General features: G+C 37.6%; 18 protein-coding genes. All 18 read left to right on the plus strand.

Translation table 11 applies throughout. From position 1 onward, the window contains the following. Window positions 1–23: 23 nt before the first annotated feature. Entirely contained in the window at window positions 24–1,370 is a 1,347-nt protein-coding gene (locus LJ207_RS03000; protein WP_229343962.1) for an FAD-dependent oxidoreductase, read from the plus strand. A gap of 59 nt (window positions 1,371–1,429) precedes the next feature. Then, a complete protein-coding gene (locus LJ207_RS03005) occupies window positions 1,430–1,831 on the plus strand; it encodes a DUF134 domain-containing protein (protein ID WP_229343963.1) in 402 nt (133 codons plus the stop codon). Window positions 1,832–1,854: 23 nt separating this feature from the next. After that, entirely contained in the window at window positions 1,855–2,268 is a 414-nt protein-coding gene (locus LJ207_RS03010) for an OsmC family protein (RefSeq protein WP_229343965.1), read from the plus strand. Window positions 2,269–2,391: 123 nt separating this feature from the next. Continuing rightward, window positions 2,392–3,873 carry a pyridoxal-phosphate dependent enzyme gene (locus LJ207_RS03015; RefSeq protein WP_229343967.1) on the plus strand — a complete coding sequence of 494 codons (1,482 nt, stop codon included), beginning with the start codon at window positions 2,392–2,394 and terminating at the stop codon, window positions 3,871–3,873. A gap of 32 nt (window positions 3,874–3,905) precedes the next feature. Next, window positions 3,906–5,153, plus strand: a complete 1,248-nt coding sequence (locus LJ207_RS03020; protein ID WP_229343968.1) for a threonine synthase — start codon at window positions 3,906–3,908, stop codon at window positions 5,151–5,153. A gap of 1 nt (window position 5,154) precedes the next feature. Beyond that, window positions 5,155–5,706: a helix-turn-helix domain-containing protein gene (locus LJ207_RS03025; protein ID WP_229343970.1), complete on the plus strand. Its 552-nt coding sequence runs from the start codon at window positions 5,155–5,157 to the stop codon at window positions 5,704–5,706. Window positions 5,707–5,756: 50 nt separating this feature from the next. Then, a complete protein-coding gene (locus tag LJ207_RS03030; protein WP_229343972.1) occupies window positions 5,757–6,995 on the plus strand; it encodes a YgeY family selenium metabolism-linked hydrolase in 1,239 nt (412 codons plus the stop codon). A 40-nt stretch (window positions 6,996–7,035) separates the two neighbouring features. Next, entirely contained in the window at window positions 7,036–8,019 is a 984-nt protein-coding gene (locus tag LJ207_RS03035; protein WP_229343974.1) for an ornithine carbamoyltransferase, read from the plus strand. 120 nt (window positions 8,020–8,139) lie between these two features. Continuing rightward, window positions 8,140–9,483 (plus strand): nucleobase:cation symporter-2 family protein, encoded by a 1,344-nt coding sequence (locus tag LJ207_RS03040; RefSeq protein ID WP_229343975.1) that lies wholly within the window; start codon window positions 8,140–8,142, stop codon window positions 9,481–9,483. A gap of 148 nt (window positions 9,484–9,631) precedes the next feature. Continuing rightward, complete coding sequence (locus tag LJ207_RS03045; protein WP_229343977.1) at window positions 9,632–11,926, plus strand: xanthine dehydrogenase family protein molybdopterin-binding subunit; 2,295 nt, start codon at window positions 9,632–9,634, stop codon at window positions 11,924–11,926. A gap of 1 nt (window position 11,927) precedes the next feature. After that, a complete protein-coding gene (locus LJ207_RS03050; RefSeq protein ID WP_229343979.1) occupies window positions 11,928–12,803 on the plus strand; it encodes an FAD binding domain-containing protein in 876 nt (291 codons plus the stop codon). Next, window positions 12,796–13,269, plus strand: a complete 474-nt coding sequence (locus tag LJ207_RS12475; RefSeq protein ID WP_229343981.1) for a (2Fe-2S)-binding protein — start codon at window positions 12,796–12,798, stop codon at window positions 13,267–13,269. The genes LJ207_RS03050 and LJ207_RS12475 overlap by 8 nt, the downstream gene beginning before the upstream one ends. 1 nt (window position 13,270) lies before the next feature. Next, a complete protein-coding gene (locus LJ207_RS03060; protein ID WP_229343983.1) occupies window positions 13,271–14,650 on the plus strand; it encodes an 8-oxoguanine deaminase in 1,380 nt (459 codons plus the stop codon). Between the two features lie 27 nt (window positions 14,651–14,677). After that, window positions 14,678–16,009: a putative aminohydrolase SsnA gene (ssnA, locus tag LJ207_RS03065; protein ID WP_229343985.1), complete on the plus strand. Its 1,332-nt coding sequence runs from the start codon at window positions 14,678–14,680 to the stop codon at window positions 16,007–16,009. Then, the gene (locus tag LJ207_RS03070; protein WP_229343987.1) at window positions 15,945–16,877 is read left to right on the plus strand and encodes an FAD binding domain-containing protein; all 933 of its coding nucleotides are present in this window, start codon (window positions 15,945–15,947) and stop codon (window positions 16,875–16,877) included. Before ssnA ends, LJ207_RS03070 begins: the two co-directional genes overlap by 65 nt. Next, a complete protein-coding gene (locus LJ207_RS03075) occupies window positions 16,867–17,352 on the plus strand; it encodes a (2Fe-2S)-binding protein (protein WP_229343989.1) in 486 nt (161 codons plus the stop codon). The genes LJ207_RS03070 and LJ207_RS03075 overlap by 11 nt, the downstream gene beginning before the upstream one ends. Continuing rightward, a complete protein-coding gene (locus LJ207_RS12480; RefSeq protein WP_369414147.1) occupies window positions 17,345–18,688 on the plus strand; it encodes a xanthine dehydrogenase family protein molybdopterin-binding subunit in 1,344 nt (447 codons plus the stop codon). The genes LJ207_RS03075 and LJ207_RS12480 overlap by 8 nt, the downstream gene beginning before the upstream one ends. Window positions 18,689–18,690: 2 nt before the next feature. Further along, complete coding sequence (locus LJ207_RS12485; protein WP_369414148.1) at window positions 18,691–19,686, plus strand: xanthine dehydrogenase family protein molybdopterin-binding subunit; 996 nt, start codon at window positions 18,691–18,693, stop codon at window positions 19,684–19,686. The last annotated feature ends 7 nt before the right edge of the window (window positions 19,687–19,693 follow it).

Genomic DNA, 19,693 nt, shown 5'->3' on the forward strand with positions numbered 1-19,693 from the left:
TTTTGGAATTGGAGGAATAAAAAATGAAAATTGCAGTAATTGGTGGTGTAGCTGCAGGAACAAGTGCAGCAGCTAAAGCAAGGAGAACAGATCCTGATGCGGAAATAGTAATTTTTGAAAAAGGTAAAGAGATTTCTTATGGTGGATGTGGATTACCATATTATATATCTGATATTATAGCTGAGCGTGATAAACTTATTGCTTTTACAGATGAAGAATTTGAAGCTAAATATGGGGTTGAGGTTCGTATAGAACATGAGGTCAGAGAAATCGATAGTCATGAAAAAATGCTCTATTATACTAATCTGGCTTCCGGTCAGGATGGAGCTTATCAATATGATAAGTTAATTATTGCTACAGGAGCTTCTCCGATTAAACCTCCTTTTGAAGGTTTTGAAAAAGATAATATTTTTGTACTTCGTTCTGTTGAAGATGGTGATTTAATTAAAGAAGCGGCAAATAGAGAAGGGACAAAAAAGGCAGTAATAATTGGAGCTGGATTAATTGGTTTAGAAATGGCAGAAGCCTTTACTGAGATGGGTTTAAAGACAACAGTTATTGAGCTGCAGCCTCAGGTCTTACCTCCTTTCAGTCAGGAAATGGCCGAGTTAGTAGAGGAAGAACTGCGAAAAAAAGGTGTAGATTTAGTTTTAAATGATGGAGTTGCTGCTTTTAAAGGGGGAGAAAAACTAGAAAAGGTAGTTACTGAAAGCGGTAAAGAAATTGAAGCAGATCTGGCCCTTTTATCAATCGGAGTTAAGGCTAATTCTCAACTAGCAAAAAAAGCAGGAATAGAGATTGGGGAAACTGGAGCAATCAAAATTAACGAAAAAATGGAGACAAATCTTAAAGATATTTATGCTGCTGGTGACTGTGCGGAATCAAAAGATTTGATTACAGCTCAAGCTGCCTGGATACCACTTGGTTCTACAGCTAATAAGCAGGGAAGAACTGCTGGTGAGAATGCTGCAGGTGGTTCATATAAACATCGTGGTATTTTAAAAACTGGGATTACCAAGGTTTTTGATTTAACAGCAGCCAGAACAGGATTGAGCAGAGAAGAAGCAGAAGCAAATGGTTTTGAAGTTAGAGAAGTTAAAATTAAAGCTCGTAATCATGCCGGCTACTATCCAGGTGTAGATATAGTGAATATAAAGGGTGTATTTGCCAATAAGGATGGCAGATTACTGGGAGCAGAAGTGATCGGTGGAGAGGGCTCTGATAAAAGAATTGATGTTTTAGTAACTGCAATTCAAGCAGGAATGACTGCAGCAGATTTATTCCAATTGGATTTAGCATATGCACCACCTTATTCTTCACCAAAAGATCCAGTAGCTATTTTAGGTATGGTTGCTGAAAAGAAATTATAGTAAGTTAAAATTATTAAATCAAGCTGATAAAATTAGTAGAATTAATAGGAGTGAAAATTATGGCTCGTCCTACCAAAGATCGTATTATTGAACAATTACCGGAAATAAAATTTTTCAAACCGGCTGGTGTACCAGCTAAAAAGTTAGAAACTGTTGAAATGACTATGGAAGAAGTAGAAGCACTGCGTTTAAAAGATGTTAAAGGTCTTACCCAGGCTGAAGCTGCAGAAATAATGAAGGTCTCTAGGCCTACCTTCCAAAGGGTTTTAACTTCAGCTAGACAAAAAGCGGCAGATGCTTTAACTTGTGGTAAAGCTATCCGTTTTGAGGGTGGAGACTATAGAGTGGTCCGGCCAGGCCACTGTCCAAAATGTGGTGAAAAACATCAGGGACGTAAAAAACATCACCATGGCCATGAAAATAAAAAGAAAAACTCCAAAGATAAGAAAAAAAATAAATAAAGTTTAGAGGGAGGTTTTTAATTATGGATGTTAATGTCGATTGGCAGGGTGGCCTGGAGTTTTCCAGTGATCTACCTTCAGGTTATGAGCTTACTGTTGATGCTTCCGAAGAAGCAGGTGGTAATAATAAAGGACCAAGACCAATGGAACTTTTATTAACAGGTCTAGGTGGTTGTACAGGGATTGATGTAGTTTTAATCTTAGAAAAGATGAAGGCTGAACTAGAAGATTTTAAGCTTGAGATCAAAGCTGAAAGGGCTGATGAACCACCAAAACGTTTTACAAAAATTCATTTAAATTACAAGTTTAAAGGTAAAAATTTAAGTGAACGCAAAGTGGAAAGAGCAATCAATCTATCAGAAACAAAGTATTGTTCTGCCAGCAGCTCCTTAAATGCTGAAATCACATCAAGTTACGAAATTGAAAATACCGATTAAGATATTTGCTTAATACCCGTTTGTATACGGGTATTTTTTCTTTTATATCTATTTTATTGCAGGATAAAGTTAAATCTCATTGAATATATAAAGTGAGATTTAATTTAATGAGGGGGATTGATAATGATAAATTTAGACTATAATAGCCAAGGCTTAGAAAAAGCAGTTGAGCAGGCAAAGGAAAATAATATTATTTTACCCACTTTTGCTCAAATGAAAGATCCAGATTTGATTCCTGATCTAATCAAAGAAAAATTAAAAGACATTGGTCTTTGGGATATTAACAGCTATAATCTTTTTCGGATCAGCTGGAAAAATGAGCCCCAAAAAGAGGGTGGACTTTATGATGGAGTCAACTACATAGAATTCCCCTCAGAATTAACAGGAGTTAAGGCCAGAATTTTCGCAATTGTTGGAAAGTGGTTCCCGACAGGTGCCCATAAAGTTGGAGCTACATATGGCTGTTTGGTACCTCAGCTGGTCACAGGACAATTTAATCCCGCTTCAAGTAAAGCGGTGTGGCCTTCAACAGGTAATTACTGTCGAGGTGGTGCTTATAACTCTCAGTTATTAGCCTGTGATTCTATTGCAATTTTACCAAGAGGAATGAGTAAAGAAAGATTTGAATGGCTGGAAAAAGTTGCTGGAGAAGTAATAGCTACTCCAGGTACAGAAAGCAATGTTAAGGAAATATTTGATAAGGTCTGGGAATTAAAAAAGACAAGGGATAATATTACAGTTTTTAATCAATTTGAGGAGTTTGGCAATCATCTCTGGCATTATGAGGTAACAGGGGCAGCAATGGAAGAAGTTATAGAAAAAGAAAAAAGAGAAAATGATAATTATTTTGCTTTTTTTGCTACTTCAGGTTCTGCTGGGACCCTTGGAGCTGGAGATTATTTAAAGGATCAATATCCCAAGAGCAAAATCGCAGTTGGTGAGGCACTACAGTGTCCAACAATTTTAAGCAATGGTTTTGGAGCCCACAGAATAGAAGGGATTGGAGATAAACATATTCCTTGGGTGCATAATGTAAAAAATACCGATATGGCAGTAGCTATTGATGATGAGAGAACAATGTCTTTACTCCGCTTATTTAATGAAAAAGCGGGGAGAGAATATTTACTTGAACAGGGTATTCCTGAAGATTTTATTGCTAAAATTGAACTGCTGGGTATTTCTGGTATAGCTAATTTGGTTGGAGCAATTAAAATGGCCAAATATTATGAACTAGATGAAAAGCAAATGCTGATCACAGTTTTAACTGATTCACTTGAATTATATAGTTCAAGACTGGAAGAAATGCGAGCAGAACAGGGAGAATATAGCAGAGAAGATGCTGTAAAAGATTATCACCGTTATTTAAGAGGTATAACTACTGAAAACACCTTAGAGATGGGTCTTGAAGAAAGGCGCAGAGTTCATAATCTCAAATACTATACCTGGGTTGAACAGCAGGGGCGCAGTTCAGAAGAATTAGAAGCTCAGTGGTATGATTATGATAATTACTGGGGTGGTATCCACTCTCAGGCTGAAGAAATAGATAAATTAATTATTGAGTTTAATCAAAAAACAGGACTGCTGGATAAATTGAAAAATTCTTGAAGAAAAATTAATTATCGATGGGAGTGAAAAGTGTGGAATATGTAGAAGGACTTCACTGTATTAAATGTGCTAAAGAATATGAAGCAGATCCAGAACGCTATCTCTGTGATGATTGTGAAGATGGTATTTTAGATCTTGATTATGATTATGCAAAAATCAAAAGAGATTGGTCAAAAGAAATATTAAAAAACACCTCTGAGCAGAGGATTTGGCGTTATGCTCCCCTTTTACCTATAGAAAAGAATACTGAAAAGCCTAAATTGGCTGTTGGTAATACTCCGATTTATGAGAGCAGGGTTTTGGCTGATCAATTGGGGATAAAACAATTGATCATTAAAGATGATGGTTTAAACCCAACTGCATCTTTAAAAGATAGAGCATCAGCTATGGCGGTGGTTAAAGCACAGGAAGCAGGCGCAGTAACTGTTGCCTGTTCATCAACAGGCAATGCAGCTTCTTCACTGGCTGGAAATATTGCTTCAATGGGTGGAAGAATGAAATCAGTAATTTTTGTTCCTGATCGAGCTCCTGCCGGTAAATTGGCCCAACTTTTAGTTTATGGAGCAGATGTAGTTTCTGTTCAAGGCAGCTATGAAGAAGCTTTTTATCTATCTGCAGCAGCTATTGATAAATGGGGCTGGTATAACCGTAATGCAGCAATTAATCCTTATCTTGTTGAAGGTAAAAAAACCGTTTCTATAGAGCTGGCTGAACAACTTAACTGGCAGATGCCAGACTGGTTGGTCTTTTCGGTTGGAGATGGTTGTACAATTGCTGGAGCTTATAAAGGGCTTTATGATCTAGCTCAGCTTGGTTTTATTGAAAAAATGCCCAAATTGCTGGGAGTACAAGCAGCTGGATGTGCCCCTATTACAGAGGCATTTAAAAATAATGAGGAATTAAAAGTAAGTCAGGAAAATACTATTGCTGACAGTATAGCTGTTGGTAAACCCCGTAATTGGCTTAAAGCAGTGCGAGCTGTCAGAGATTCTAAAGGGGATATGATAAATGTTAGTGATCAAAAAATACTGCAGATGATGAAAACCCTGGGTGAAAAAAGCGGCATCTTTGCTGAACCAGCTGGGGCAGCAGGTTTAGCAGGTCTAAAAAAAGCAGCAGAAATTGGTCTGGTCAAAAAAGAAGAAAGTGCAGCAGCTGTGATAACTGGTAATGGACTTAAAGATATTAAAAATGGCAGAAAAGCAGCTGGAAATCCAATTGAAGTCGAAGCAGATCTAGATAAATTAACCCAAGTATTTAAGGAAATGGGTGTGGTATAAGATGAGTGCTAATAAGATTCTTGGGCAGAGAATTCGGAATAAGAGAAAATCTAAAAACATGAGCTTAAATGATGTAGCCCAAAAAATAAATAAAACTTCCAGTTATTTAAGTCAGGTTGAGCGGGGCTTGGCTGAGCCATCAATTACTGCTTTACGAGAAATTGCCCGAGCTTTAGAAGTTCCAATCTTTTATTTTTTGATTGAAGAAGAAAGTAATAATGCAGTAGTAAGAAAAGAAGCAAGAAGGATTTTAAATTTTCCTGGTTCACAGCTTACCTTTGAACTGCTTTCACCTGATTTAAATCGGGAGATGGAAGTTATTGAAGCCTGTATGGAGCCAGGAGCTGAGACTTCGGAAGAACCACTAAATCATTTAGGAGAAGAATGTACAATAGTTTTAGCAGGTAAAATGCATATAATAATTGGTGATAAAGAATATAAGTTAAAAAAAGGAGACAGTATCTATTATAAGGCCAGTCTTCCTCATAAAATCAAGAGTGTTGGCAGTGAAGAGCTGCGCTTTATTTCAGCTATTACTCCTCCAAATTTTTAAAATATTCTTTATAAGATGTTTCAGTTAATAATTATGGAGGTGTTAAAATATTGATAGAATTCGATAAAGTTTTAGCAAAAGCAGAAGAATATAAAGCAGATATTAGTGCTTTTTTAAGAGATATGATTAGAATTCCCAGTGAAAGCTGTAATGAAGAAAAAGTTATTTTAAGAATTAAAGAAGAAATGGAAAAGGTCGGCTTTGATAAAATTGAAATCGATGAAATGGGTAATATATTAGGTTATATAGGTAGTGGTGAGCATCTAATTGCCATTGATGCTCATATCGATACAGTCGGAATTGGTGATCAATCTCTCTGGGAATATGATCCTTATCAAGGTTATGAAGATGAAGAAATAATTATCGGTAGAGGAGCCAGTGATCAAGAAGGTGGAATGGCTTCAATGGTTTATGCAGCTAAAATCATCAAAGATTTAGATTTAGAAGATGATTATACCTTACTGATAACCGGCACAGTTCAGGAAGAAGACTGTGATGGTCTCTGTTGGCATTATTTAATTGAAGAAAAGGGCATCAGGCCTGAATTTGTAGTTATTACAGAACCATCTTCCTGTAATATCTATCGAGGTCATCGGGGAAGAATGGAAATTAAAGTTACTACTCATGGAGTCAGCTGTCATGGTTCTGCTCCTGAAAGAGGGGACAATGCAATTTTTAAAATGGCCCCTATTTTAAATGAGCTCAAAGAATTACATCCTAAATTAACTCCCCATCAGTTTTTGGGCAAAGGAAGTTTAACTGTTTCAGAAATATTTTATAGTTCTCCTTCGCGCTGTGCGGTTGCCGATGGCTGCAGTATTTCTGTTGATAGGCGTTTAACTGCTGGAGAAAGCTGGCAGTTTGCCTTAGAACAGATCAGAGAGTTACCTGCAGTAAAAGCTGCTGAGGCTGAAGTGGAAATGTATGAATATCAAAGACCATCATATAGCGGTTTTGTTTATCCTATGGATGCCTATTTTCCAACCTGGTTGATTGAAGAAGAACATCCTCTCTGTCAGTGTACAGTTGAAACATATAAGCAGCTATTTAAAGAAGAGGCACTGGTTGATAAATGGACCTTTTCTACCAATGGGGTTTCGATCATGGGAAGACATGGAATCCCCTGTATTGGATTTGGCCCAGGTCATGAAGACCAGGCTCATGCTCCAGATGAAAAAACCTGGAAATCAGAATTGGTTAAAGCTGCAGCCTTATATGCTGCTCTGCCAAAACTATATGTAGAAAAATATGCTGAAGAAATGCCCGAACAAACCGATAATTTAGTATAGATAAAAAAGAGCTAACTATATAAACTAGGAGGATTTATAAATGGAAACACAATTGAAGGGAAAAGATTTTATTACATTAGAAGAATGGACAAAAGATGAGATAGATACACTGCTTGAAGTTTCATTTGACTTAAAAAAGAAATTTGCAATGGGAGTTCCAACTCCTTATTTAAGAGATAAAACTGCCTTTTTAATGTTTTTTGAGCAGTCAACCAGAACCAGAAATTCCATGGAAGCTGGTTTAGCACAATTGGGGGGCCATGCTAATTTTTTAGATACAAGTACAATGCAGGTTTCTCATGGTGAGGTTGCTAAAGATACTGGAGTAATTCTCGGTAGTTATGGTCATGGTTTGGCCTGTAGAAATTGTGTTTGGGAAGTAGGAAATAAATATCTGCGTTCACTGGCAGAACATGCAAAAGTTCCGGTTATGAATCTCCAGTGTGATCTTTATCATCCCATGCAGGGTCTTGCAGATTTGATGACTATCATTGAAAAGAAAAAAGAGAGCAGAAAGCTAAAGGTTTCAATTATTTGGGCATATGCAACCAGTCATAAAAAACCTATTTCTGTTCCTTTAACTCAGAGCTTGCTTTTCCCTCGCTATGGAATGGATGTTACCCTTGCCTATCCTAAAGGTTATGAGATGCCGGATTGGGTAATAGAACAAGCAAGAAAAAATGCGGAAGCTAATAATGGTCAATTCAAGATAACTCATGACCAGGAGCAGGCCTATAAGGATGCAGATATTGTTATTCCTAAAAACTGGGGAAGTTGGGTTAGCAATCAAGATGATGCTGTAATAGATGATTTATTAGAGGCTAATAGAGATTGGAAGTGTACTGAAGATTTGATGGCCTTAGCAGATGATGATGTTATGTATATGCATGCCTTACCTGCTGATAGAGGTAATGAAGTAGAGGATTCTGTTATCGATGGCCCTCACTCTATAGTCTATACAGAAGCAGAAAATAGGCTGCATACAGCAAAAGCAGTAATGACTTTAACTATGGGAGGCAAATAAATCTTAAGCAAATAAAGGCTCTGTATACATATATAATCGTCTTTTTCTAGCATTTAATTGCAGGAATTTACAAATTTTAATCTAATAACTTATTTAAGAATAAAAAAGGAGTAGATTAGGATGGAGAATCAAGCTAGAAAAAGAGATGTTGATATTGAAGCTAAGGGTTTTTATGGTTTAGAAGCTAAGTTACCTTTAGGCCAGACATTATTGTTAGGACTTCAACATATGCTGGCTATGTTCGTAGGAATAATAACTCCACCATTAATTATTGCAGGAGTAGCAGGTTTAAATACTGCTGAAACCGGTTTTTTTGTCAGTATGGCTTTAATGGTTTCGGGGCTTACAACATATATTCAGGTAACTAAAATTGGTCCGGTTGGTTCTGGTCTTTTAGCAGTCCACGGTACAAGCTTTACTTTTGTGCCGATGGCTATTGCTGCAGCCAGCCAGGGTGGAATTCCTCTGGTCTTAGGAATGGGTTTAGCCACCTCTCCAGTTGAAATGATTTTAAGTCGTTTTATCAAACAGACCCGCAGTTTGTTTCCCCCTGTGGTAACTGGTACAGTTGTAATGTTAATAGGACTTGGTTTAATGGAGGTTGGTATCACCGATTTTGGTGGTGGAGCTGGAGCAGAAAATTATGGTGCTCCACAGAATTTGCTTTTAGGTTTTTTTGTGCTGACAATTATTATTGCTGCTAATCGCTTTGGCAAAGGGCTAATTAAAGTTGGAGCAATAGCAATCGGTTTAATTGCCGGATATATAGTTTCAATTCCTCTTGGCCTGATTGATTTAACTGAAGTTTTTAATGCAGGTTGGCTTACCATTCCAACTCCCTTTAAATATGGGATTGCTTTTGAATGGGGCTTGCTTGCTCCCTGGATTATGGCTTATATAATTACTACTGTAGAGTCCATAGGTGATCTTACAGCTGTGGCTGAGGTTTCCGGTGAAGATGTAGAGGGAGAAAAACATGTTAATCGGCTTGGAGGAGGAATAATGGCTGATGGTGTAGGAAGTGCTTTAGCAGCGGTTTTTAATTCGATGCCTAACTCTACTTTCAGTCAGAATATTGGAGTTATTCAGCTGACTAAAGTTGGCAGTAAAGTTGTAGGGATAGCTGTAGCTGGAATCTTATTCTTATTGGGACTTGTACCTAAAATAGGAGCTTTAGTAAGTGTGATGCCTAATCCGGTTTTAGGAGGAGCAACAATAGCTTTGTTTGGAATGGTGGCAACCTCTGGTATGAAAATTGTGACTAAAGGTGGGCTTACAGATCGCAAAATATTTATTTTATCAATAGCATTAAGTTTTGGACTGGGAGTTACCTTTAGACCAGATGTAGTAGAACAGCTGCCCGGAATCATGGCTACCGTTTTCTCTTCTGGCATCACTGTTGGAGCAATAATTGCAATTATCTTAAACTTAATCCTTCCCCAAGAGGAGAGAAAAGTCTGTTAATTTAAAATACATTGTTATATAATAGAGTTAAAATATGGACTTTCTTCATTTTGACATTTCTCAGCTGGGAAAATGCTTTTTTTAAAAGCAAAAATGAAGAAAGTCTATCTGTTTAATTAACTTTATTAAATTATCTGGAGGTGCAGTAATGGCTTTTAAACATGTCAATAAAGGTGTCAAAAGAGTAGATGCTTATGAAAAAGTCACCGGAAAAGCTAAATTTGGGGCTGATTTAGAATTTGCAGATCAACTTTATGCTAAAGTATTGAGAACAGAGTACCCACATGCTCGAATTATAAATATAGAAACTGCAGAGGCAGAAAAAATGCCGGGTGTAAGGGGAGTTTTTACAGCTGCCGATATTAAGAATAATCTTTTTGGAGTTATAGTAGAAGACCAGCAGGTTTTGGCAGCAGATCGAGTTGTTTTAGCTGGAGATGGAGTGGCAATGGTTGCTGCAGAAAGTGAAGCAGAGGCAGCCGCTGCACTTGAAAAGATTAAAGTAGAATATGAGGAATTAGAAGGCATTTATGAGCTTGATGAGGCTAGAAAAAAAGATTCCTTAAAAATACATCCTGAAAAAGATGATAATCAGGTAATTCACCATCCACTGCGTAAAGGTGATGTGGAAAAAGGTTTTGCCCAGGCGGATATTATTTTAGAAAGAGAATATTCAACTCAGCTGATCGAACACAGTTATCTTGAGCCAGAAGCAGTGGTAGTTGTGCCAGAAGATGAAAACCACCTTGTTAGTATTTATGGTTCTATTCAGAATCCCTATGCTACAAGAGCTGCTGTAGCAACTGTTTTGAGAGCAGAGCTGGCTGAGGTAAGGGTTATTCAAAATCATATTGGTGGTTCTTTTGGGGGTAAGGATGAGGTTGTTTCTGCTATGGCTGCCAGGGCTGCAGTGATGGCCCTAGCAACAAAAAGACCTGTTAAGATGGTCAACAGCAGAGAGGAATCCTTTACTGAAAGCTATAAACGTCATCCCTATCAATTAAAATATAAGGTCGGGGCCACTAAAGAAGGCAAACTAACAGCAATGGAAATAGAAGCAGCTGCAGATAGTGGTGCTTATGCCTGTCAAACCCCCTTTGTAACCTGGAGAAGTGTTGTTCAGGCTACTGGGCCCTATGAATTAGATCATGTTAAAACTGATACCTATGGCTATTATACAAATAATCCTTATACAGGTGCAATGCGTGGTTATGGTTCTCCTCAAATTATTTTTGCTCAGGAATCTCTAATGGATGAATTAGCAGAAGAACTTGGGATGAGTCCTGTAGAACTGCGTAAAAAAAATATCTATCGTCAGGATTCAATTACTGCCAGTGGCCAAAAATTATCTGGACATACCGTAAGTTTAGAAGAGGTTATGGATAAGGCTATGCAGGCAATTGATTATCAAGCAAAAAGAGAAAAATACTCTCTAGCTCAGCCAGATGATAAAAAAAGAGGAATAGGACTTTCCATTAGTTTTAGAGGTTGTAGTCTGGGAGCTGAAGCTGTAGATGCAGCAGCATCTTTAATTCAGATTAATAAAGATGGTAGTGTTGCAGTCTATAGTGGGCTGGCAGAAAATGGCCAGGGCTTAAAAACTATATTTTCACAAATTGCGGCAGAAGTACTGGGCATAACTTTAAATGAAATAGACTATATGGAAGTTGATACAACATTTACTCCAGATAGCGGCTCAACAGTAGCTTCAAGAGCTACTTTAATCGGCGGTAATTCTATCAAAAATGCTGCGGAGAAATTAAGAGATCGCATTTTAGATTTTGCTGCTCAAAAATTTGAGCTTGCTAAAGATAAATTAAAATTAGAAGCCGGCTTTTTATATGATCAAGCTTCCAACCGTCTGGCTCTCTTTTCTGACCTGACAGCAGAAATGATCAATAATGGAATTCTGCTTTCTGCTTATGGTTGGTACAAGGGTCCTCCCATATCCTGGGATGAAGAAAAGGGCTGTGGCAATCCATATTTTACCTATGTCTATGGCTGTCAGATTGCGGAAGTTGAGGTTGATACAGGCACAGGTGAATTAACCGTACTAAACATGGCAGCTGCCCATGATGTTGGTAGGGCGATTAACCCTAAAAATGTAAAAGGACAGATTTATGGTGGGGTTATGATGGGTCTAGGCTATAGCATTATGGAAGAGGTAGAAGTAGAAGCCGGCCAGATCAAAGGCAAAAATTTTCATGATTATATGATCCCTACTATTAAAGATATGCCTGATATTGAAGCTGTGATAGTGGAAAACCCTGATCCAGATGGTCCTTTTGGGGCTAAATCAATTGGAGAACCAACACTAGAACTTGCTAGTGCTGCTATTGCCAATGCGGTTGCCCATGCATCAGGCAAAAGAATTCGTTCTTTACCTCTTAATTTAGAACGGGTTTTAATTGGTAGAGCCCTCTCTAAAGGAGGTTGTAAATAATATGGTAGAATATCAACTCTTAAGAGCAACTAGTCTTGTTGAAGCTCTAGAAATACTGGCTGAAAAAGATAATGTGGAATGTCTGGCAGGTGGAACTGACCTGCTGGTTGATCTCCATAAGCAGGATTCAAAATTTGATCAAATAGATTATGTGCTCGATATCTCTTCACTTAAAGAATTAAAAGGTATTAACTTAGGTGATAAAAAAGCGGTAATTGGCAGCTTAACAACCCATGCTGATTTAATTGAAAGTGAAGAAATCCAGCAAAAACTGCCTTTTATTGCAGAAGCAGCTAAAAGCATAGGCTCAACTCAGATCAGAAATAGGGCTACAATTGGTGGTAATCTGGTTAATGCAGCTGCCTGTGCAGATTCTTTTTCACCTTTGATTGCTCTCGAAGCTGAAGTTGTTTTAGCTTCGCGAAATGGAGAGCGAAAATTGTCAGTCAGAGACTTTGTTAAGGCACCATATAAAACTGCTTTAAAAAAAGATGAACTATTAAAAGAAATAGTTTTTGAGCTGCCTCAGGGTAAATATTACAGCAGCTATCAAAAAATTGGGCGGAGAAAAGCTTTAAGTATATCGAGAATTTCTTTAACCCTACTTGGAGAAGTAAAAGTTGATAAGGTTTTTAAAATCCAGGTTGTTTCTGGTGCAGCTACCCCTTCACCAGTGCCTTTTGCAGAAGTAAACAGCTATCTTTTAAATAAAAAATTAGCAGATATTGATCCTGTAGAGGCAGGCAGATTGGCTGCAGAAGAAATGGTAGAAATAACAGGTGAAAGATGGTCAACCCCTTATAAAAGACCTGCTTTGGCAAAATTGGTTGAGAGGGCAGTTGATGATTTTTTAAAGGAGGCAGCTAATAGTGGCTAAATTAGATGTAGAAATCACAGTTAATTCTAAAAAATATAATCTAAAAGTAGGTAGTCAGGAAAGACTGCTTGATACAATTCGCAAAGAGCTTAAATTAACAGGAACTAAAGAAGGCTGTAGTGTAGGCGAATGTGGGGCCTGTACTGTAATTGTTGATGATAAGGCTGTTAATTCCTGTATGATCTTAACTGCTCAGGTCGATGGAAGTGAGATCATTACGGTAGAAGGTTTAGAAAGCAAAAAAGGTTTGAGCCCACTTCAAAAAGCATTTGTTGAAAAACAGGCAATTCAATGTGGTTTTTGTACTCCGGGGATGTTGATGTCAGCCCTGGCTCTACTTAAAAATAATCCCAGACCAAATAAAGAGAAAATCAAAACTGCGCTGGAAGGAAATCTCTGCCGCTGTACCGGTTATCAGCAGATCATAGAAGCTGTTGAAACCGCTGCCAAAGAATGGGGAGTTTAAAATGAAGCAAATTTTGATCAAAAATGCTAAAGAAATAATAACCATGAATGAGAATCGGGAGCGTTTAAAAAATGCAGATCTATTAATCGAAGCTGGCAAAATTAAAGAGATGGGAAGAAATATTTCTCTAGAAGAAAATGAAGAACTTAAGATTATCAATGGAAGAGATTATTTTGTTTTTCCCGGCTTGATCAATCTTCACCACCATTTTTATCAGACTTTAACGAGGAGTTTACCTGAAGCACAGGAGATGGAACTTTTTGGCTGGCTTAAATATCTCTATCCAATTTGGTCAAATTTAACAGCAGATGCTGTCTATTATTCAACTTTACTTGCTGCCGGAGAGCTACTTAAAACAGGCTGTACAACTACAAGTGATCATTTTTATGTTTTTCCAAGAAATCAGGCTGACAACTTATTAGATTATGAGTTTGAAGCTGCAGCAGAAATAGGTATTCGTTTTCATGGTTCCCGGGGGAGTATGTCTTTAAGCCAAAAAGATGGTGGTTTACCACCAGATGATGTTGTTCAAACTGATGAGGAGATTTTAGCTGATTCTAAAAGGTTGATCGTTAAATATCATGATTCTAATCCTTTTGCCATGCAGAGAGTTGTTTTAGCTCCCTGCTCACCTTTTTCGGTTACCGAAGAATTGATGCTCAAATCAACAGAATTGGCCAGACAAAATGGAGTTCAGCTTCATACCCATCTGGCTGAAACTAAAGATGAGGAAAAATTTGTTTTAGATAAATATGGAATGCGACCCCTAGCCTATATGGAAAAACTCGGCTGGCTGGGAGAAGATGTCTGGTATGCTCATGCAGTTCATTTAAACAGCAGTGAATTAGAAAAAATGGCTGCTACAGGTACCGGAGTTTCTCACTGTCCAGTTTCTAATATGAAACTTTCTTCAGGAGTTGCTTTGGTTCCTGAAATGCTTAACAAAGGGGTTCCGGTAGGCCTGGCAGTAGATGGTAGTGCCAGTAATGATTCTTCAAATATGATTTTAGAATTGAAATCAGCATTTTTAATGCATCGTTTGATACACGGCATAAAATCACTTAGTGCTGAAGATGTTTTGGGATTGGCTACAAATGGAGGGCGTGATGTTTTAAATCAACCTGAAATCGGCAGTTTAGAGCTAGGAAAGGCAGCCGATATGTTCATGATTAACTCCAAACGGCTAGGCTGGGCTGGTGGCCTTTATGATCCAGTTTCTGCTTTAATTAATCAGGGAGATACTCAGATAGTTGATTATACAATTGTCAATGGTGAGATTGTAGTAGAAAAAGGAGAATTGACTAATGTTGATGAAAAAGAAATTGTCGAAAAGGCTAATAACATTTCTGCTAAGATGTGTAAAGATATTTTGAGTAGATAGAGAAGTCTTTGGATGGGGGGACTTAATTTGCTATTATTAAATCATGCAGTAGTAATTACCAATGATCAGGATAATAGGGTTATTAAAGATGGAGCTGTTTTAATAGAAGGTAGTAAAATTAAAGAGATTGGTGAAAGTGAGATTTTAACAGCAAAATATAATGAGGCAGAAGTTAAGGATGTGGGCGGCAAAGTAGTAATGCCGGGGATGATTAATTCTCATACCCATCTTTATAGTACTTTTGCCCGGGGAATGGACTTAAAAACAGAGCAACCACCCCGTCATTTTTTAGAAATTTTAGAAAAGTTATGGTGGCGGCTTGATAATAGTCTTAAGGCAGATGATATCTATTATAGTGCCCTTTATGCTATTTTAACGGGGATTAAGCAGGGAACAACCACTATTATTGATCATCATGCCAGTTATGGTCAAATTAAATACAGCCTGGAGATCATAGCTAAAGCGGTCGAGGAAAGCGGAATTAGAGCTGATCTGGCTTATGAAATATCAGATCGTAATGGTGATTTGATGAGAGATGCTGCTATAAAAGAAAGTGAAGAATTTATAACTAGTATTGCTGAAAATAATTCAGAACATTTAAAGGCAAGACTGGGCCTACATGCTTCTTTTAGCCTAGAAGATGAGAGTTTAGCTAAGGTATCAAAATTAGCAGATAAGCTGGATAGCAATTTCCATCTCCATGCAGCAGAAGGCAGGCTTGATTTAGAACACAGCAGGCTTAAAGGCTATAATGGAGTAGTTAAAAGGCTGGATGAATATGATATCTGGCGGCCCGGAACGATCGCTGTCCACGGAGTTCATCTTCAGGATGATGAATTAGAAATTTTAAAAGAAAATCAATGTTTTTTAGCTCATAATCCAGAATCAAATTTAAATAATGCTGTTGGAGTAACCCCTTTAAAAAAGGCTTTTGACAAAGGAGTAAAGCTTTGTTTAGGTACTGATGGATATACTACAGATATGTTTGAGAGTATAAAGTTCGCTGATCTAATCTTAAAACACAGCTCTCAAGATCCCCGTTTAGGCTGGAGTGAGATTCCGGAGATGGTTTTTAAGGGTAATCCTGAATTAGCCAGCCAAAGTTTTGGGGTTGAACTGGGTGTTTTAAAGGAAGGTGCAGCCGCAGATATTATAGTGGTTGATTATTTTCCTCCAACTGAGATAAATTCTGATAATAGTTATGCTCATATTTTGTTTGGTATCAATGGTGGGATGGTAGACACAACAATAGTGGCTGGTAAAATATTAATGGAAGACCGGGAGGTGCAGATTTTTGATTATCAAAAAATCGCCTATGAAACAAGAGAACAAGCAGACGATTTCTGGCAGAGATTTTGAAAAATATTTTCAAGTAAAAAACTTAAAAAAAGCTTTAGAAATTAAAGCTAAATATGAAGATCAAATTCTTCTAATAGCTGGTGCAACTGATGTTTTGGTAGAAAATTATGAGAAATTACATGAGATCAAAAACTGGCTTGATTTAAGCAGGGTTAAGGAACTTAAATTTTTGGAAGTTAAAGAGGATAAGCTTATTCTTGGGCCTTTAATGACCCATTATGAATTAAAAAATTCACAAAGATTAAAGCAAAAACTTCCTCTTTTAGCTAAGGCTGCAGCAGCTGTTGGCTCTCCTCAAATTAGAGCTAAAGGTACTATTGGTGGCAATATTTGTACATCATCACCGGCAGGAGATACCTTATCTGCTTTACTTGCTTTAGATGCTAGTTTTAAACTCCAGTCAAAAATAGACAGTCGTTTAGTTAAGGCCGAAGATTTTTTTCTGGCTCCAAAAAGAAATGGATTAAAAGATAATGAACTTTTAACCCAAATAGAAATTCCTCTTTATCCAGAAGAAAGTTTAAGTTTCTGGGCTAAAATAGGAAGGCGTAAAGCTCTGGTTATCTCTACTTTAAATTTAGCTTTAGTCCTCTACTTTGAGCAGGGATTAATCAAAAGAGCTGGAGTTGCTGTAGGCTCAGCTGCTCCAACTCCAATTAGACTGAGAGAAGTAGAGGAGCTGATGCTCGGTAAAAGTTTAGCTGAATTGAATTATAGAGAATTGGGAGAAGAAGTTAAAAAAAGAGTTTCTCCTATAGATGATATTAGGGGGACTAAAGAATATAGAGAAAATGTTGTTAGAGACACTATGGTAAATGCTCTGAAGTCAATCGAGAAAAGAAGAGAGGGAGGGAAAAATGCAGATTAAATTTAAAGTTAATGGAGAAGCAAGAGAAATAGAAGTTACTCCCTTTCACCGTTTGCTTGATCTTCTCCGAGAAGATTTAGGCTTAACAGGAGTTAAAGAAGGCTGTGGTAAAGGAGAATGTGGTGCCTGTTCTGTGATTATGAATGGTCGCTTAATCCCTTCCTGTTTGGTTCCAGCCCCTCAGGCCGATGGAGCTGAGATCATAACGATCGAAGGTTTAGCTGAGGGAAATAGTCTTCATCCCCTGCAGGAAGCTTTTATAGAAACTGGTGCAGTACAGTGTGGTTTTTGTATCCCGGGTATGATAATGGCCGGCAAAAATCTTTTAGATGAAAATCCAAGTCCAAATGAAAAAGAAGTTCGGACTGCATTATCAGGTAATATCTGCCGCTGTACTGGCTATACTAAAATTATTGAAGCGGTAATGCTGGCTGCAGATAAAATGGATTCAAAAGGAAGTGGTTCTGATGAGTGATAAACAATATAGTGTTAAAGATTATTATTGCAAACATACAACCCGCTGTTCATCAGAAACTATAAAAGATAGCAAACGTTTTGTTGGTCAGGATATATTAAAAGCTGATGCAGAAGATAAGGTGACTGGTAAAGCAGTTTATGCTAATGATATTACTTTTGATGATATGCTTTATTTAAAGGTAAAAAGAGCTGTTCATCCCCATGCAATTTTAAAAGACATAGATACTTCTAAAGCAAAAAAAGTAAAAGGTGTAGTAGATATTTTTACTGCTGAAGATATACCAGATCTCAGGAAATTCGGTTTAATAATTAGAGATCAGCCTGTTTTAGTTGCTCTAGGTAAAACAATGCGCTATTTAGGTGATGCTCTGGCAGTGGTCGCTGCCGAAAGTATTGAAGCTGCCAAAAAGGCAGTTGATTTAATCGAAGTTAAAATAGAAGAGCTTGAAGTTATAACTGATCCTTTTAGGGCTATGGAAGCTGATGCAGTTAATATTCATCCTGATGGTAATATTTTAATAACTCATAACTTAGAAACCGGTGATGTTGAAGCAGGTTTTGCCGAATCCGATATTATTGTGGAGAGAAAATATCAGACCCAATTTATAGATCAACTTCCCATGCAGAATGAAGCAGGCACAGCCTTTTATGATGAAAGAAAGGGCAGGGTAAATATTTGGGCAGCTACCCAGTGGCTCCATGATATCCAGGCAGATGTAGCCCAATCACTGAGGTTGGCCAAAGATCAAATTAGAATTATTCAGCCTACTATTGGGGGAGCTTTTGGCAAAAAAGAAGATGTTTCTGTTCATATTCATCTGGCAATTGCAGCAATGCGAACCGGAAGACCTGTTAAGCTAACTTTTAGCAGAGAAGAATCTATGATCACCCAATCAAAACGGCATCCCATCACAATTATCAACAAAACTGGAGTCAGCAGTGATGGTTATTTAAAAGCCTGGCAGACAAAGTTTATTGGTGATACAGGTGCTTATGCTTCCAGTGGTCCGGCGGTAGTTCATAAAGGGATGTACCATGCAACTGGCCCCTATAATGTGGAAAATATTAAGGGGATATCTCATGCAGTTTATACAAATAATACCTATGCTGGAGCAATGAGAGGTTTTGGTACAACTCAGGGTGCCTTTGCTTATGAATCCCAGATGGATATTATGGCTCATGAACTTAAAATGGACCCAGCCGAGTTTAGACAAAAAAATATTTATCAGCTTGGTTCATGTACTCCTAATGGTCAGCGGCTTAATCACAGTGTTAATGCTGAAGAAACCATCAAAAAAGTGATGGAATTAAGCGGCTGGAAAGGAGGGAAATGAAAATGAAAAAAAAGGGAAGAGGCTTGGCTACAATAATGTTTGGTTTTGGCTATGGAGAGGGTTTTCCCGATCACTCTATTGCCTCAATAGAAATCAAGGCAGATCAAAGAATAGTAATAAAAACTGCTGCAGCTGATGTTGGCCAGGGAGTAATTACAACTGTTATTCAAATTGCAGCTGAAATTTTAAGGATAAAACCCGATTATTTTGAGGTAATTCAGGGTGATACCCATACAACTAAAAACTCAGGTTCTACTTCTGCTACCAGACAGACATATTTTACCGGTAATGCTGTCAAAAAAGCTGCCGAAGATCTTTTAGCCAATTTATATCATTATGGAAGCATGGAGTTTAGAAGTAATCATCCCGAAATAAGTATCAAAGATGGAGAGATCTATCTTTATGAAGAACCCGAGTACTCAATTAGTTATTGGGATTTAGCTGCAAAATTAAAAGATAAAGGAATTACTTTAGAAGCTGAAGGCTCATTTTTCCCGGTTACCTATCAACCTGATGAAAAAGGTCAGGCAGATAAGGTTTATGTAGCCTATACATTTCTTTCTCAGGTAATTGAGGTTGAAGTAGATACTGATACCGGAATAATTGATCTGCTTAATGTTTATACAGCTGTTGATCTAGGTAAGGCTATTAACCCCAAAAATGTTGAAGGTCAGATTGAAGGAGGAACTGTACAGGGCTTAGGGATGGCAGTTATGGAAGAACAGGTTATTCGTAATGGAAGGACCTTAAATGCTGGGATGTCTGATTATCTGGTACCTACCAGTGTCGATATTCCTAAATTCAAACATTATTTAATTGAAGATCAGGATTCAGAAGGACCATTTGGAGCTAAAGGTGTAGGAGAACCTACAATTATTGCAGCAGCTCCAGCTCTTGCAAACGCAGTATATGATGCAATCGGGATTCGTTTTTACGATCTCCCCTTAAATCCATCTAAAGTAAAAAAAGCATTAGAAGAACAAGACAATAAAAACTAGTCAGGAG

This window comes from Halanaerobium polyolivorans, assembly GCF_020711195.1.
In the GTDB taxonomy this organism is placed as follows: Bacteria; Bacillota; Halanaerobiia; order Halanaerobiales; family Halanaerobiaceae; genus Halanaerobium; species Halanaerobium polyolivorans.

Coding starts and splice junctions, on each gene's coding strand:
- LJ207_RS03000 (WP_229343962.1), top strand. CDS start 24: ATGAAAATTGCAGTAATTGGTGGTGTAGCTGCAGGAACAAGTGCAGCA.
- LJ207_RS03005 (WP_229343963.1), top strand. CDS start 1,430: ATGGCTCGTCCTACCAAAGATCGTATTATTGAACAATTACCGGAAATA.
- LJ207_RS03010 (WP_229343965.1), top strand. CDS start 1,855: ATGGATGTTAATGTCGATTGGCAGGGTGGCCTGGAGTTTTCCAGTGAT.
- LJ207_RS03015 (WP_229343967.1), top strand. CDS start 2,392: ATGATAAATTTAGACTATAATAGCCAAGGCTTAGAAAAAGCAGTTGAG.
- LJ207_RS03025 (WP_229343970.1), top strand. CDS start 5,155: ATGAGTGCTAATAAGATTCTTGGGCAGAGAATTCGGAATAAGAGAAAA.
- LJ207_RS03035 (WP_229343974.1), top strand. CDS start 7,036: ATGGAAACACAATTGAAGGGAAAAGATTTTATTACATTAGAAGAATGG.
- LJ207_RS03040 (WP_229343975.1), top strand. CDS start 8,140: ATGGAGAATCAAGCTAGAAAAAGAGATGTTGATATTGAAGCTAAGGGT.
- LJ207_RS03045 (WP_229343977.1), top strand. CDS start 9,632: ATGGCTTTTAAACATGTCAATAAAGGTGTCAAAAGAGTAGATGCTTAT.
- LJ207_RS03050 (WP_229343979.1), top strand. CDS start 11,928: ATGGTAGAATATCAACTCTTAAGAGCAACTAGTCTTGTTGAAGCTCTA.
- LJ207_RS03060 (WP_229343983.1), top strand. CDS start 13,271: ATGAAGCAAATTTTGATCAAAAATGCTAAAGAAATAATAACCATGAAT.
- LJ207_RS03075 (WP_229343989.1), top strand. CDS start 16,867: ATGCAGATTAAATTTAAAGTTAATGGAGAAGCAAGAGAAATAGAAGTT.
- LJ207_RS12480 (WP_369414147.1), top strand. CDS start 17,345: ATGAGTGATAAACAATATAGTGTTAAAGATTATTATTGCAAACATACA.
- LJ207_RS12485 (WP_369414148.1), top strand. CDS start 18,691: ATGAAAAAAAAGGGAAGAGGCTTGGCTACAATAATGTTTGGTTTTGGC.